The organism is Psychrobacter sp. AOP7-B1-24 (assembly GCF_052376215.1).
GTDB lineage: Bacteria > Pseudomonadota > Gammaproteobacteria > Pseudomonadales > Moraxellaceae > Psychrobacter.
This window is the reverse complement of sequence record NZ_JBQSVL010000034.1, coordinates 16,095-31,151: the sequence shown is the minus strand read 5'-3', so window position 1 is coordinate 31,151 and position 15,057 is coordinate 16,095. Positions and strand designations below refer to the sequence as shown.

Below are 15,057 nucleotides of genomic sequence, written 5' to 3'. Positions count from 1 at the left end.
ATTCTAGTAAGAATCTGGCCTTTTATTTTCTGAGAATGCTTTCTAACTTCCATTTTTTAGAACAATTATTACTTACTGCTCTTCGACACCCATCATATCGACTGGAGTATCAGCAACTATTTGAACTCTTCTTTTACCTGTCTTGGCTGTATCGTTACGTTGCTCTTGTAGGTGGTCAAGATAGGCTTCATTGATCTGGCCGGTGATATAACAACCATTAAATACAGCACAGTCAAAACCTTCAACTCTACTATGCTTGGTGTCTTTTACCGCATCAATCAAATCATCTAAATCTTGGAAAATCAGTCTATCAGCACCAATTATTTCACGCACCTCTTCCACAGTATGGCCTGATGCAATCAGCTCACTGCGGACTGGCATATCAATACCATAAACGTTTGGATACTTAACTGGCGGCGCAGCACTAGCAAAAAATACTTTATTAGCACCAGCATCTCGAGCCATCTGGATAATTTCATGACAGGTCGTACCACGAACAATGGAGTCATCAACCAACAGTACGTTTTTACCTCTAAATTCTAACGGTACCGCACTGAGCTTTTGGCGGACAGACTTTTTACGTTGCTGCTGACCTGGCATGATAAACGTACGACCGATATAGCGGTTTTTCATAAACCCTTCACGGTATTTTACATTCATCTTGAGTGCTAATTCCATCGCTGATGTACGTGAGGTATCTGGGATAGGAATTACCACATCAATATCGTGATTGTCACCCCACTCTGTCATGATTTTATCTGCTAGCTTTTCACCCATACGCAAGCGAGCTTTATAAACTGAAATATTATCCATGATTGAATCTGGACGAGCAAAATAGACATATTCAAAAATACAAGGAGTGTACTCTTTTGGCGCTACACACTGATGAGTATGTAGTTTATGATCCAAATCAATAAAGATAGCTTCGCCAGGTTTGACATCACGAATGATGCTGAACCCAGAACCTGTCAATGCCACTGACTCTGAAGCAACCATATATTCGGTGCCACCATTTGGTGCCATACGTTTACCAAAAATGAGCGGGCGGATACCGTTTGGATCACGAAAAGCAAGTAAACCATGACCAGTAATGAGTGCAACAACACCATAAGCACCTTCAACGCGACCATAAACTGCGGTTACAGCTTCAAAGATATCGGCAGGCGTTGCTTTGGTTTTGCCTAGATTTTGCATTTCATGAGCAAGGACATTTAGCAATACTTCAGAATCTGAGTCAGTATTCAGATGACGGCGATCTTCGATGTATAAAGATTTGGCCAAGCTTTCAGCATTGGTCAAGTTACCATTATGTGCAAGCGTAATACCATAAGGTGAGTTAACATAAAATGGCTGAGCTTCAGCACTGCTAGAAGTACCCGCCGTTGGATAACGCACGTGACCAATACCGAACTTACCGACCAGTTTTATCATATGGTGATTCAAGAAAACGTCACGAACCATACCATTTTCTTTACGTAGATAGAGTCGTCCATCCTGCAAAGTTACGATACCTGCCGCATCTTGTCCACGATGCTGCAACATCGTTAAGCCATCATAAAGAATCTGATTGACTGGCTCATGAGCTGCAACCCCAACGACTCCACACATAGTTATATCCTATTTTTACCCATACATTAGTATTAGTACTACATAGTGGCAAGGTTTTTAGCAACACACTGTCAAAAATGTGCGCTATCACTTGCCGCCGACCTGATAAAATTTACTAAATATTTAACAACTACTTATCTTTTTGGCTGTCAAAAAACAAGTATCCATAAATCATAGTGAATGATTTATGGAGCTTAACTGCGACCAAAAATTATTTTTTCAAGAACTATCTTATGACTGATTAACTTGATCCCAAGCCATACCAAGCACATCTGAAACCAATGCCTTACCCATCGGTGCGTAAGGCATTAGTTCGGGCGCCAATATTGAGGTTTGCCATTGCGGCATCTGTACCAATAACGGTGCACTCACACTCAAAACAACTAAGACCATCAATACGTTTTTGGCGGCACCAAGAACACCACCTGCCATCTTATCAATGATTTCTAGACGTAACGTTTTGAGTACGCCCGAAAATACAAACGCGACTAAGTGCATGATTGCTAATATAACAATCACTACCAATACAAACGCCATGGCCATTTGCAAAACGGGGCTTTGTACAATACCAGATAGCTGAGGTGAAAACACGCCTGCCAAACGTGTCGCAGCGATAAGTGCAACCAACCAACCAACTAAACCTATCGCCGTCTTAATCAATCCCGCCTGAAAGCCGCGCCATAAGCCAACTAAGACAACAATAGCAATCACAATATCCAGACCACTCATGTTTTGTGCCTCATACCCTATTTATTTTTATCAAGTGTTTACTTAAATCGTATGACAAGGTAATTTTTTGGTTATTCAAATAATTTTGGTTATTCAAATAATAGCGCCTTAGCGAGTCGCTTAGCTCTCCATAGCATCGTAATAGCCACCGATTGCCTGAATACAAGACTGTACCAAGCCAGGTCCTCGATAAATCAGACCTGTATAAAGCTGTACCAAATCTGCACCTGCTTCAATTTTCTTAACCGCTTTGACACCACTATCAATACCACCAACACCTATCAACGCAACTTTACCATCTAACTGATCAGAAAACTGTTGTAAAATCTGCGTACTAATATGGCTCACAGGACGACCAGATAGGCCACCCGCTTGATCTCCATCGCGTAAATCCTCTACACCAACGCGACCCAAAGTCGTATTTGTCGCAATCAAACCATCAATCTCAAAATCTATCAGCTGCTGTGAGATATAGTCTACTTGTAACGGCTCTAAATCAGGAGCAACTTTCAGTACCAATGGTACATAAAAACCATACTCAGTCGCCAATTGGCTATGACGATTTTTGATGGTATCTAAAAGCTGAGTCAATGCTTCGCCACTCTGTAAGTCACGTAAATTTTTGGTATTTGGCGAAGAGATGTTAACAGTAATATAGGAGGCATGTGGATAGGCACGCTCTAAGCAATAAACGTAGTCATCAGCTGCCTGCTCTACTGGCGTATCAGCATTCTTACCAATATTAATGCCGATATTACCTTTATACTTGCAACGTTTAACATTTTCGATCAGGTAATCGACACCTTGATTATTAAAACCCATACGGTTAATAATGGCATCTGCCTGTTTTATTCTAAACAATCTTGGCTTATCGTTACCTATCTGAGGCCTTGGGGTAACTGTACCCACTTCTATAAAACCAAAACCTAGCTCAGCCAACGCATCAATATAGTCGCCATTTTTGTCCAGTCCCGCAGCTAAACCAACTGGGTTGGCAAACTGTAACCCCATGCAGTCTGTTGGCTGCATCGACTGGCCATACACCAAACCTAAAACACGTGCTGTATGAGCTTTATCCAGTAAAGACAAGGTCATCTCGTGGGCGTGTTCGGGATCCATCTTAAACAAAAAAGGACGAAGTAAGGCATAAGACATAGTAATGACAGACCCTGCTAAAAAGAAATAGTGAGTGGAAAGTGCGAATAAAATCGAGCGCTGCGATTATATCAGCTTAACAGAAATAAGAGCAAAGTTTCATGCGGAAAATTTCATGAAACGGTAGCATCTATAGATGAATGGCAAAACAAGGGTTATTAAGGCACAGGACGACTATCAGTCAATGCTATCCAGCCACGAACAATACGATATAGATGCCAAATAAAAGTAAATGTCATAATCAGCAAACCAAATCCAGCCAATAGCAATGAACCAATAGCGGTATGGCTACTATCAGCTAAAATACTGACACCAAAGCCACCCAAGGCAAATGTTATGATGACTATACCGATTACAAACCAAACGACACTGTACCAAAAAGTCTTAATCTGCCAATCAAAATGCGTCGCCAACCAAGTGTCATCAGCGTCATGACGCTTGGCATAGTTCATCACAATTGGCAAAATCCAAAGCAGCCCTGCTGTAAAATAGCTGACCACATATAAAAAATAAGTAATGTGGTTATAAGTGGTGAGGGAACGGCGCTTATCAGCGCTCATATTATCATTCACATTGTTACTCGTCATATTATGATGTCTTTGCGGTAGAGGTTCATAATTATCATTATCAGCAGTATTCGTCTGTGTGCGAAGGCGCTCATCCCTGTTGTGATTAGGAAAGTCACTCATTGTAAAACCCTATAGGTGGCAGTGGCTAATAATTACTTAATTGTGCCAAACCGACCGTTTTTCAATAAGGTTATCTCCAGCAGGTACAGCAAACAAGCGATAGAATATACTTAAATCCAATACAATATATATTTTAAAGTATGAGCGATAGTCCTAAGCAACGATTAGGGTCTGTTGAACATTCAAATGTGGTACTGGCAGTGACTATTTTTTAGACAATATGCAGTGAAATTTTTGAGACCTAGTCATTCTAGGTTAAACAATTTCGCCATATATTGGCAAAAAATAGCACTGCCCTGAAAGGCTGAGGCTAAAATCACCCCAAACGTTGTTGCAATCCTAGCCAAGGTCTCGACATTATCGTCGACTTGCGCCTAGTTTGGTGCAATTTTAGCGATCAGCAGTCCTAATATTTGAATGTTCAACAGACCCTAATAAGGCTGATCTGGTACAAAATGGTCAACCTCTCTTGCCATACCAGCCATCACAAAATCCATCTCAAATACCCTTGCTTCTGCTAAAGAAAACGACTCGGGATAATCACCCGTTAGCAAGCCAGCAATATAAGCAACGATAGACATGTGACACACAACAACCAAACATTCAGCATCAATATTGCCAATATCTATCAGTGCCTGTCGCGCATCATCAGCAGGCGTGATATTGTCCTGCACAACCGACGGCACGGTTTGCGCGCGCAACTGAAATTCCGCTAATGTTTGCTGTGCTCTGTCATAAGGACTGACAACGAAATAATCAGGGCTGTAATAAGTCATCACATACTCTGCCGTCTGTGCCACTTGCTGTCGACCAAAATCAGTCAACTGGCGAGCACTATCAGGACGTGACTCATCTTCTGCTTGACCATGACGTACTAATATAATTTTCATACACTTCCTTACTGCACTATCATTATGATGTTATGCTCAGAATAACCCACCTAAAAACAGTGCCTTAATTTAATATACAGTGCTTTACTGACCATCAGTATTACCACTTATATCTTCATCGCTCGACGTCTTCATTTGTTCAGTCAATGCTGCATTGCTATGATCATGCGCCATAACAAACTCAACGTCACTTCGGAACCCTGCTTCCATGAGATGCAAGGCTACACCTAATGCTGCTTTGTCTTCGTAGATGACGGCGTAAAGCGCATGAGTAATAGGCATATAAATACCTTGCTTAGTGGCTTTCTCATGCACTTGCTGAATGGTATTAACCCCTTCGGCTGTCTGGCCCAGTTTTTTGACTGCTGCATCAATACTCATACCCCGACCGAGCATATTGCCCACGCGGTAGTTGCGACTCAGCTCTGAGCTACAAGTGGCATACAGATCGCCGACGCCTGACAATCCTAAAAACGTGAGTGGATTGGCACCCGCTTCCACACCAAAACGACTCATTTCTGCCAAACCACGGGTCAATATCATGGCCTTGGTGTTTTCGCCGACATCGTACGCCGCTGCCATACCCATCGCAATTGCATAGATGTTTTTGAGTGCACCGCCTAGCTCTACGCCTTTGACATCATCACTGGCAAACACTCGAAAGAACGCACTGTGTAGTGCAGCCTGAACAGCATGGCGCAAAGGCTCAGACTCACTAGCAATAACCGTCGCAGACGGCATGTTTTTCATGATTTCTATCGCTAGGTTCGGCCCTGACATGACACCGAAATTCACTTCTGGCAATACATCTTTAATAATGTCACTCATCATCGCAAAGGTATCTTTTTCCATCCCTTTGGTTAATGACACAATCGACTGTCCACTGATAAATGGCGCGATATTTTTTAAGGTCTCTCGGAATGCCAAACCTGGCACTGCAATAAAGATAATGTCTTTGTCTTTGACCGATGCTGCCAAATCATGACTATACTTTAAGCGATCATCCAGCTTATAACCTGGCAAGTATTTTTTATTGGTTTGGGTTTTTGCCATTGCTTTTACGGTGCGCTTATTACGCACCCATAGCGTGGTATCACAACCGTTTCGTGCGGCTAAGTTTGCCATTGCCGTACCAAAACTACCACCGCCCAAAAATGCCAAACGCAGCTTGGTAGGATTGCTATGAATCTCTGCCATATTTTTTGCGACTGCTGCCTCTACTGCACTAGGATTTAGCTTCTTACGGCCAATACCTGATTTGGCCGCACGCTCGATAATACCTGCCAACAGACTGTTTTGCTTTTCAGGCGTATGGTTATCGGTGGCGCTGTTATCGTTAGTGGTTTTTTTATTGCTATCATTAGAACTGGTCATATTCTTGTATCCGTGTTGACTGGCCGATCATTAATAGAACTTGTCATGGCTTGGGTATTTTTAGCTGCTGAGACTGACTGTCTATTTAAATGATAACGTTATTAAACAAAAAGTACTCAAAGGCATTATGACTCAAACCTTACTAATGGCTCAATATCAGTTGCTTTACGTGTGGCTTCATCTGCAGGACTGGTACCAGTATAAACAAAGGCCGTTACATAATCATTTGAGCCAACATCAAAATAGGCTTTCACCGCTGGTTCGTTACACAATAGACCAGTACGCCATACGGTACTATATCCTTGCGCTTTAAGAGCCAAAATAAGATTTTGTACAGCAGCACCAGTACTGAGTATTTGCTCAAAAGGCGGAACTTTTTGGTGCGCTTGCATTTTAGTGACTACTGTAATAATCATTGGCGCACGCAACGGCATATTAACAGTTTTTTCAATGTCTTTTTCAGACAACACCTCTCCTTCTTGTATCGCTTTTTCTTGGGCCGCTCGAGCCAATACACGACCCAATTCATGACGCGCATCACCTTGTGTCACAATAAAACGCCATGGCTGTAGCTTCTTATGATCTGGTGCTGTGGTCGCACATTCAATCGCTGTTTTAACTTGTGCATAAGTGGGTGCTGGTGCATCCAGATTACCCATACTGCGTCTTGAGTTGATCCAGCCAATCATTTCTTCACTAGTAATCGGCATACTGTCAGTGGTTACGTCTTTGATAGACAGTTTTTTATCATTGTTGTCTGATGTAGTCATTGCTACTCCTTATTTGTTATTATTTTTTATTCAAAAAACTGCTATTTTTATGTTGGATCAACTTCGACACGATGCTCCATTCGCAAATAATCTTCTGACTGCATTTCAAGCAAGCGCGAACGTGTACGCTCAATCTCAAATGCCAGCTTCTGTCCTTGATACAACTCCAAAATGGATTGCTCTGCGCGCACCAAGAGTTTTACGCGGCGATCATAAAATTCATCGACCAGATAAATAAAGCGACGCGTTGGATCACGGTAAGTATCATCCTCTAATGCAGGCACAGCATTAACCAATACGGTGCTGAACTGTTTAGCGATTTCGATAAAATCAGATGCTGAACGTGGCTCCATGCACAAGTGACGGAAATCACAAAATAGAATATCTTCGGTACGAGCATTGATTTTTATTTCTCGTCCATTAATAGTAATTGGATCATTACTGATTTTTTGGTTATTAGACAAACTGGCAAAACGGTTGGCTAACCAATGATGGTTGGCTTTGGTCATCGGCGATTTGTATAGCTCCGCCTGCTGTAATACACGCAAACGATAATCGATACCAGAGTCGATGTTCATCACCACCGTATGGCTTTCAACTTCAGCAATCGCTGGTAAAAAACGGTCGCGGTGTATGCCATCTTTATACAGTCCTGCCGGCTCGATATTCGAGGTCGCGACCAGCGTAATACCACGGTTGAAAAGCATGGTGAACAAATCACCCAAAATCATGGCGTCAGAAACGTTAGAAACAAAGAACTCATCAAAACAAATGATGGTCGCCTCTTCATAGATAATATCTGCCACTTTTTCTAAAGGATCACTCTCACCTTTTAGCTTGTGTAGCTCTTGATGTACGCGCTGCATAAAATGGTGGAAATGCAGGCGCATCTTGCGATCAAGAGTCAATGAATCATAAAACATGTCCATCATCCATGTTTTACCTCGACCTACCCCGCCCCACATATACAAGCCTTTTGGTGCTGTAGGCTTGGACTTTAAAAAGCTAAAAAACCCTTTCTTTGGTGGCGCAGTATTGACGAGCTGATGATATATCTCATCCAGATAACTCATGGCCTGAAATTGTTGCTCATCTCGAGTAAAATCATCGGTACTGACGGCTTGCTCGTAACGTTGTAATGGAGATAAACTCATAATACGACTCATCATTAGGCTAGAGCGTATCATCAATTAGCACATGAATACATTTAGTGGTCTTAAAATGGCTAAATTTTGCTAAACATCGTTAGAAATTTTGTCAATATGTTCATATTAACGGCAATTTCTGCCTTGTTTATCTACAATTTTTCTCATTTTAAGCCTCACGATCTAATTGATGACACACCCTAAATAAATATTAAAATAATAGATAAATTTTACAGGACTACATTCAAGTAAAATCCTTACATGCTGTAAAGTAAAATTCTTAAATGCTATGCTTTTCTAACAAACCTTTCAATTCTGACAAACGTCCATGAAAAAAGTGACCAGCGCCATCTACAACGCTAACAGCTATACCCAATCGTTCAGCGAATGCCTGCATATTGTCAGGGTCGATGACTTCATCTGCATTGCCATAAATCTCAAAAGTTTTGTCAGTTGGTAAACTCAGGTCACTGCTGTCATTTTTTTCGATCGATGGCGCGATAAGTGCGATTCTCGATACTTCAAAATCGCTTAGTCCCCATACATGAGAGGCTTCGATCACTTGCTCAGCCACACGTGCTGTCACATAACCGCCAAAAGAAAAACCACCAAGCCATAATTTTCGGGCGTTGGTCTGTTCCGCGATCCATTGTAGCACGGTCATTGCATCAACTATCTCGCCTTCAGCATAATCATGCTCACCCGTTGACTGTCCTACACCGCGAAAGTTGAAACGTACCACATGCATACCATTGTCACGGGCAAAACGGTACATGGTCGTGACTACTTTATTATTCATCGTTCCGTCAAATAGCGGATTGGGATGGCAAAGCAGAGCCACTGTATCAGTATTCGGATCGTTAGGGTTGCCTTGTTGCCATAGTGCATCAACTTCGAGCACGCCAGCAGGAGCGGGAATCAATTGCATAACATTACTTAATAATTGAGAATGAATAGATCAATTATCCTAGATATGGTTTTTATTTCAAGTGATTTGCTGTGTACAAACATAGATTTTTTGAAATTCTAGCGATTGATAAATGAATGCCATCCTATAAGTATCAGTAATCTCAGTAGGTTTTGATATCTGTCGTATCAAAAGATAAGGGGTGTATGTAATATCACTGTAATATAGCAAACAAGAACTGCCTAGACAGACAAACGATGAATAGGTTAAATTTATGACAGTTGTTGAGTAGCATACTAGTTATTGAGTAGTACATTAGCTTGATGTGATGCTCATACAATGTCTACTTAAAATTGATACTTATGTTCGACTGACAGGGATTGAAAACCACTTATGAATACTTTCAATAAAACGGCAACCTTAACTGCAACGATGGCCGCTGTCATCGCCTTGAGCGCTTGTCAAAGCACCACACCTTCTGCACCTGTCATACAGCGTGCTGATTCTATTTATGAAACCACGGGTATTGCCGATACTAAAGTGAATGCACAGCAGATTGCGCTAGACAATGCGCAAAAAACTTGCCGAAGCAAGCAAGTGATTATCGTTGATGATACGGTAACATATAATGGTATCTTAAATGAACGTACAGGTCGCATGGTTGGACAAGTTGGTGCGGTCGTTGGCTCAGTACTTGGCACTGGCACACCAGATTTATCACGTGATGATGATTATGAATACATGATTAACTTCCGTTGCCAATAAAACTAGGACACGCCCTAGCATCGATCAAAAAATAATGACCAGTTAGCATTTAACCAGCAGTTCTGCGATAAAGTTGATATATTATTCTTATCGCAGAACTGCTGGCTTCTCTTTTTGTATGTGCGCTTTTGGGGTAAACTACGATATCGAATTTTTTATACCTATCATCAAATAGTCAAAGAAATTTAGTAGTTCTCTGACTATATAATTAAACTGTATTCGGTTTAATACTGTATTCGAAGCAATATAGGCAGTCAGTCTTGCAGCTTTCATCACCTTTGGTCCTCTAATTATGCGTAAACCTAATCTCTCACATTCTAAACAATCTAAGGTAATAACGCCTGCTAAAGATTTGGCAACTTTAGAAGCCGAACTGGCTGAACAAGAAAATGACCTTGAAGGTAATTTGGAAGATACCGTCTTGCGTCTGAGCGATTATTTATCAGCGGTTGATATGGTAATCAAACAAACCTTTAATCACCGAGTATGGGTAAAAGCAGAAATTCGTAACCTGTCTAGCAAAGGCGGACATTATTATTTTGAACTCGCAGAAAAAGATGAAGACGGCAAAGTAATCGCCAGCTGCCGTGGCAACCTTTGGCGCTTTAAAGCGGCGCGTGTATTGGCGAAATTTGAGCGCGCAACAGGCATGCCGCTTGACCGTGATTTGACAGTATTACTAAAAGTATCGGCAGGTTTTCATGCGCAATATGGTTTTTCGCTCACCATTGAGGACATTGACCCTAGCTACACGTTAGGCGACTTGGCACGGCAATATGCGGAAATGGTCGATCGCTTAACAGGTGAAGGGTTATTGCACCTCAATCAGCAACTTCCCGTCCCATTCGATATCGAGCACGTGCTTGTAATTGCGCCTGAAAAGGCTGCCGGATTGGGAGATTTTCAAGCAGATGCAGATCGTCTAGCCAGTACAGATGCCTGTCATTTCCATTACCATAACGCTACTTTTCAAGGCAATCATGCGCCTGCCGAAATTCGCCAAGCCATCGTCAATGCTCAGCAGCAGTTTTACGACACGTATCAGCGCCTGCCAGATTTATTAGTGATTATTCGTGGTGGCGGTGCCGTTGGTGACTTGGCTTATCTAAACGACTATGAGCTGGCTGCTTTAGTGGCTGAGCAGCCTATTCCTGTTTGGGTAGGCATTGGGCATGAACGTGACAAAACTATCTTAGATGAGGTCGCGCACACAAGCTTTGACACACCCTCTAAAGTCATCGCTGCGATTGGCAGTCATTTGGCGCAACTGGTCTCTCAGACGCTACAGTATCAAGCGCAAATCAAGCAAGCAGCACAGCGGCAATTAAACATCGCTGAGCAACAAACCGCACGCCAGTTAAGCCAAGTACAGTCACAAACGATTGGACAGCTCACGTCACTGCGAAAAGACAGCGATTATGCATGGCGCAATATTCAGCAAAGCGCCCAACGCCAAGTAAAGCAAGCCGTCAGATTGACAAATGATCTGCGAGAAAAAATCAAAGACGCGGCGCATCAGCAACTAGTAATCGCATCGACTTATAGTCAAGACTATCAAAAAGCCATTATAAAAAGTGCTCAGCAGACCTTAATACAAGCACAACGCAACAGTGAGCATCTACGTGACATTGTGCTGTTACATCGACCATCTCGCGTGCTGAAACAAGGCTATACCATGCTGACTGATAATAAAGACAAACAAATACTAACCAGTAGTAACCAGCTGTACCCTGAACAAACTGTGCATATTGTCCTAAAAGATGGCAAAGCAAAAGCGCAGATTATTGATATCCATACGGATCAAAAAGCGACTGAAATATCAAACACCACCACTTAAGCACACAATAACACCTTACGATTATCCATCTATAGTCAAAGTATGTTTAAATCGCTACAGTGCTGCTGGGATAAATTTTTCGCAGCCTCTATGAATATAGCAAGCAAGTAAAATTTGTACCAATAGCACCATAATACAATCGTATCGGTTTTATGTTTCTTTAACTATACTTACTTCTAAAAATTAGGAAACCTCATGGCAACCCCTACTCGCCGACGCAAAAAAGCCACCCCAAAAACCTTTAAGGCGGCTTATGATATTCTAAAAGCCAATGCCGCTGAATTACAGCAGCAGGACGAGCCTGACATTGATAACTTGATGACGACTGTTGAAGAGTCGATTGCCGCGTATCGCGTCTGCGAGACACGCATCAATGCCGTACAACAAGCATTAGATGCCGCCTTTGCTGAAGACGTTAAATCTGATGAAGTAGACAGCTAAGTAATACTTACTCCGGTTCGTCAACTTCAAAGACTTGGCGTAGATAGGCAAGATACGTGTCGTTATTGATCATGGTCTTGCCTGGGCTGTCAGACAATTTGGCGACTGGCTGACCGTTACACTCAACCAATTTCAGCACAATATTAATCGGTGTAATACCCATATCATTGGTAAGATTGGTACCAATACCAAAACTGGTTCTAATGCGATGCTTAAAGTATTGATGCAGCTCCCAAGCTTTGTCAAGATTCAAACCATCACTAAAGGTAAGTATCTTAGCCTTGGGGTCTATCTTCAACTTATCATAATGAGCAATCGCTTTATCACCCCAGACATAAGGATCGCCACTATCATGACGCAGACCATCAAACAGCTTAGCAAAATACAAATCAAAATCACGTAAGAAGGCATCCATGCCAACGACATCGGTCAGCGCAATGCCCAAATCACCACGATACTCATGCACCCACGCTTCAAGCGCGGCTTTTTGTGAATCACGCAAACGCACATCTAGTGCTTGAAATGCCTGCATAAACTCGTGCGCCATGGTACCAATTGGCGTCATACCTAGTGTTTTAGCCAAATATACGTTGGATGTACCACTGATAATTTTTGGTTGTGCGTGATGTAACGTCTGTACCACATGCGCTTGCCAACTTTTACTAAATCGTCTACGAGTACCAAAATCTGCGACAATGAACGGCGGCGTATCTTCACTTTCTTTTGTCTGTTCTAGGGCATATTGGTGTAATAACTCGACTTTTTCATCCAGCCTACGCTGCCCTTCTTCGATGATGGTGGTATCTGATAACGCATCAAAATACAGCTCATTGACAATAGCTAAGACAAATACTTCAAAAAACATCGCCTGAATCATCGGCCCTTCAATATCGATAAACAAGCGTCCTTCATCATCGGTACTGACAGTGATAAAGCGACGTTTTAGCTTAAACAGCTCCAGATAATCGACGAAATCAGAACGCATAAAGCGTAAGCTGCGTAAGTACTCTAACTCATCTTCTAAAAAACGCAGCTCGCACAGACTGTCTAACTGTTTCTCTAACTGTTCTTTAATATCAGCCAGTGGGTAGACAGTATCTTCATTATTACGACAGCGAAAACGATAGACACCATGCGTTTGTGGAAACTGATGCAGCATGGCTTGTAACATCGTAAATTTATATAAGTCATTATCAAGTAATGAAGTAATAATAGGTGCATAGGTAACGGTCATGCTATGGCCTTAAAAAACGCAAAAATAAGAAATAAACGTCACCTAATCAGCAAAGCGACATCATATGCGGACAGTAAATTAGAGACTCTCATTCATAATTTAGAGGTTCTCATTTACGAGGAGTCTTCAATAAGCCGTTAAGTATAACGAAGTTTACGGTTTATTTCAGAGTTCACGATTAATGGCAGCATAATTACTACGATTAGGGCGTGTTGAACATTCAAATATTAGGGCTGCTGATCGCTAAAATTGCACTAAACTAGGCGTAAGCCGCCGATAATGTCGAGACCTTAGCTAGGTTTGCAACAACGTTTGGGGTGATTTTAGCATCAGCCCTTCGGGGCAGTACTCTTTTTTGCCAATATATAGCGAAATTGTTTAACCTAGAATGACTAGGCATCAAAAATTTCACTACATATTGTCTAAAAAATAGTCACTGCCAGCACCACATTTGAATGTTCAACACGCCCTACTCATATCTTCTATAAAAATATCACGCCCATCTATCAGTAACTATTCAACACGCTTTATGCGTTCGCGTGCATGAACTGTGCAACATAATCATCCGCCGGGTTGTTGCGTAAATCACTGGGTGTGCCTGTTTGCACTAAACGTCCACCATTCAATATGCTGATACGCTGTCCCACCTTGACCGCTTCATCTATGTCATGAGTGATAAAGACAATGGTCTTATGCAGCCGCTCTTGTAATTCAAGCAGCTGGTCTTGCAATTGAGCACGGATGAGTGGATCAAGCGCAGAGAACGCCTCATCCATCAGTAAGATTGGATTGTCAGTTGCCAGAGCACGCGCTAGACCCACACGCTGCTGCATCCCTCCTGACAACTCATCCGGATAGCTATGCTCTAGATTAGGAAGTCCTACTTCATTTAGCCAATATCGTGCAACTTCGTGGCGCTCTTTGGTGCTCATTTTTCGCACACGTAAACCATAAGCGACGTTTTGCATGACTGTCATGTGTGGCACTAGGCCAAAGTGCTGAAAGACCATACTAACGGTTTGCTGACGATAATGTTGTAGCTCCTTATCATTCAGCGCTAATACATTGATAGCAGCCGATGGCTTTGGAGTAGCTGCGATCACATCATCTGTGATAGTAGTCTGCGCATCAATACTCGTATCAACCCATATCTTGCCACTGGTTGGGTCAATCAAGCGATTGATATGCCGTATCAATGTTGATTTACCAGAGCCTGACAGCCCCATAATACAATGCAGTTCGCCCGCTTTAACGCTTAAATTAACATCATACAGCCCAACCGAATAGCCCGTCTGCTCCTTAACCGCAACACTGTCCATACCTTTAGCCAATAATGCCATCACAGACTTTGCTTGCGTTGTATTAGCATTATAGATTTTGCTGATATTTTCTAGCTGGATGTGATTCATTGCCGTTCTCGCTATTTGTATTTTTTATTAAGGCGTGTCTTCATTGTTAGTCCATTCAAATATTCATATTCAAATGTCAGCTTACTTTCTTTTTTAGCTTAGTT

General features: G+C 42.0%; 14 protein-coding genes. 3 read left to right on the top strand and 11 right to left on the bottom strand.

What is annotated here, in order from left to right; translation table 11 throughout:
• Positions 1–72: 72 nt before the first annotated feature.
• The 9 genes from purF to ACT3QP_RS08550 all read right to left on the bottom strand — a co-directional run bounded on the left by purF (position 73) and on the right by ACT3QP_RS08550 (position 9,288).
• Positions 73–1,608, bottom strand: coding sequence for an amidophosphoribosyltransferase (gene purF / locus ACT3QP_RS08590; protein ID WP_192518724.1), 1,536 nt, complete (start codon positions 1,606–1,608; stop codon positions 73–75).
• Between the two features lie 231 nt (positions 1,609–1,839).
• Positions 1,840–2,337, bottom strand: coding sequence for a CvpA family protein (locus ACT3QP_RS08585; RefSeq protein WP_192518725.1), 498 nt, complete (start codon positions 2,335–2,337; stop codon positions 1,840–1,842).
• A gap of 120 nt (positions 2,338–2,457) precedes the next feature.
• Positions 2,458–3,492 carry a quinone-dependent dihydroorotate dehydrogenase gene (locus ACT3QP_RS08580; protein ID WP_192518726.1) on the bottom strand — a complete coding sequence of 345 codons (1,035 nt, stop codon included), beginning with the start codon at positions 3,490–3,492 and terminating at the stop codon, positions 2,458–2,460.
• Positions 3,493–3,650: 158 nt separating this feature from the next.
• Positions 3,651–4,181 carry a DUF4870 family protein gene (locus tag ACT3QP_RS08575; RefSeq protein WP_444525182.1) on the bottom strand — a complete coding sequence of 177 codons (531 nt, stop codon included), beginning with the start codon at positions 4,179–4,181 and terminating at the stop codon, positions 3,651–3,653.
• 431 nt (positions 4,182–4,612) lie between these two features.
• On the bottom strand, positions 4,613–5,071 hold the full coding sequence (locus ACT3QP_RS08570; RefSeq protein ID WP_444525181.1) for a SixA phosphatase family protein: 459 nt from the start codon (positions 5,069–5,071) through the stop codon (positions 4,613–4,615).
• Between the two features lie 84 nt (positions 5,072–5,155).
• Positions 5,156–6,445, bottom strand: coding sequence for an NAD(P)H-dependent glycerol-3-phosphate dehydrogenase (locus tag ACT3QP_RS08565; RefSeq protein WP_192518729.1), 1,290 nt, complete (start codon positions 6,443–6,445; stop codon positions 5,156–5,158).
• Positions 6,446–6,570: 125 nt separating this feature from the next.
• On the bottom strand, positions 6,571–7,155 hold the full coding sequence (locus tag ACT3QP_RS08560) for a nitroreductase family protein (protein ID WP_444525183.1): 585 nt from the start codon (positions 7,153–7,155) through the stop codon (positions 6,571–6,573).
• A gap of 107 nt (positions 7,156–7,262) precedes the next feature.
• A complete protein-coding gene (gene zapE / locus ACT3QP_RS08555) occupies positions 7,263–8,369 on the bottom strand; it encodes a cell division protein ZapE (protein ID WP_444525180.1) in 1,107 nt (368 codons plus the stop codon).
• Between the two features lie 271 nt (positions 8,370–8,640).
• A complete protein-coding gene (locus ACT3QP_RS08550) occupies positions 8,641–9,288 on the bottom strand; it encodes an alpha/beta hydrolase (RefSeq protein WP_192518732.1) in 648 nt (215 codons plus the stop codon).
• A 372-nt stretch (positions 9,289–9,660) separates the two neighbouring features.
• Here ACT3QP_RS08550 and ACT3QP_RS08545 point away from each other — a divergent pair, with 372 nt between their 5' ends.
• The 3 genes from ACT3QP_RS08545 to xseB all read left to right on the top strand — a co-directional run bounded on the left by ACT3QP_RS08545 (position 9,661) and on the right by xseB (position 12,310).
• On the top strand, positions 9,661–10,032 hold the full coding sequence (locus ACT3QP_RS08545) for a hypothetical protein (RefSeq protein ID WP_192518733.1): 372 nt from the start codon (positions 9,661–9,663) through the stop codon (positions 10,030–10,032).
• Positions 10,033–10,324: 292 nt separating this feature from the next.
• Positions 10,325–11,869, top strand: coding sequence for an exodeoxyribonuclease VII large subunit (gene xseA, locus ACT3QP_RS08540; RefSeq protein ID WP_192518734.1), 1,545 nt, complete (start codon positions 10,325–10,327; stop codon positions 11,867–11,869).
• Between the two features lie 195 nt (positions 11,870–12,064).
• The gene (gene xseB / locus ACT3QP_RS08535; RefSeq protein WP_444525179.1) at positions 12,065–12,310 is read left to right on the top strand and encodes an exodeoxyribonuclease VII small subunit; all 246 of its coding nucleotides are present in this window, start codon (positions 12,065–12,067) and stop codon (positions 12,308–12,310) included.
• Between the two features lie 7 nt (positions 12,311–12,317).
• On the opposite strand, the gene pncB is transcribed toward xseB, so the two are convergent.
• Entirely contained in the window at positions 12,318–13,544 is a 1,227-nt protein-coding gene (gene pncB / locus ACT3QP_RS08530; RefSeq protein ID WP_444525178.1) for a nicotinate phosphoribosyltransferase, read from the bottom strand.
• A gap of 527 nt (positions 13,545–14,071) precedes the next feature.
• A complete protein-coding gene (locus ACT3QP_RS08525) occupies positions 14,072–14,953 on the bottom strand; it encodes an ATP-binding cassette domain-containing protein (RefSeq protein WP_444525177.1) in 882 nt (293 codons plus the stop codon).
• Positions 14,954–15,057 lie beyond the last annotated feature (104 nt).

Excerpts from the sequence above, each read along its gene's own strand:
- ACT3QP_RS08560 (WP_444525183.1), bottom strand. The coding sequence starts at position 7,155 with ATGCCGATTACTAGTGAAGAAATGATTGGCTGGATCAACTCAAGACGC.
- ACT3QP_RS08580 (WP_192518726.1), bottom strand. The coding sequence starts at position 3,492 with ATGTCTTATGCCTTACTTCGTCCTTTTTTGTTTAAGATGGATCCCGAA.
- ACT3QP_RS08550 (WP_192518732.1), bottom strand. The coding sequence starts at position 9,288 with ATGCAATTGATTCCCGCTCCTGCTGGCGTGCTCGAAGTTGATGCACTA.
- xseA (WP_192518734.1), top strand. The coding sequence starts at position 10,325 with ATGCGTAAACCTAATCTCTCACATTCTAAACAATCTAAGGTAATAACG.
- pncB (WP_444525178.1), bottom strand. The coding sequence starts at position 13,544 with ATGACCGTTACCTATGCACCTATTATTACTTCATTACTTGATAATGAC.
- ACT3QP_RS08565 (WP_192518729.1), bottom strand. The coding sequence starts at position 6,445 with ATGACCAGTTCTAATGATAGCAATAAAAAAACCACTAACGATAACAGC.
- zapE (WP_444525180.1), bottom strand. The coding sequence starts at position 8,369 with ATGAGTTTATCTCCATTACAACGTTACGAGCAAGCCGTCAGTACCGAT.
- ACT3QP_RS08525 (WP_444525177.1), bottom strand. The coding sequence starts at position 14,953 with ATGAATCACATCCAGCTAGAAAATATCAGCAAAATCTATAATGCTAAT.
- ACT3QP_RS08575 (WP_444525182.1), bottom strand. The coding sequence starts at position 4,181 with ATGAGTGACTTTCCTAATCACAACAGGGATGAGCGCCTTCGCACACAG.
- ACT3QP_RS08585 (WP_192518725.1), bottom strand. The coding sequence starts at position 2,337 with ATGAGTGGTCTGGATATTGTGATTGCTATTGTTGTCTTAGTTGGCTTA.
- ACT3QP_RS08545 (WP_192518733.1), top strand. The coding sequence starts at position 9,661 with ATGAATACTTTCAATAAAACGGCAACCTTAACTGCAACGATGGCCGCT.
- purF (WP_192518724.1), bottom strand. The coding sequence starts at position 1,608 with ATGTGTGGAGTCGTTGGGGTTGCAGCTCATGAGCCAGTCAATCAGATT.
- xseB (WP_444525179.1), top strand. The coding sequence starts at position 12,065 with ATGGCAACCCCTACTCGCCGACGCAAAAAAGCCACCCCAAAAACCTTT.
- ACT3QP_RS08570 (WP_444525181.1), bottom strand. The coding sequence starts at position 5,071 with ATGAAAATTATATTAGTACGTCATGGTCAAGCAGAAGATGAGTCACGT.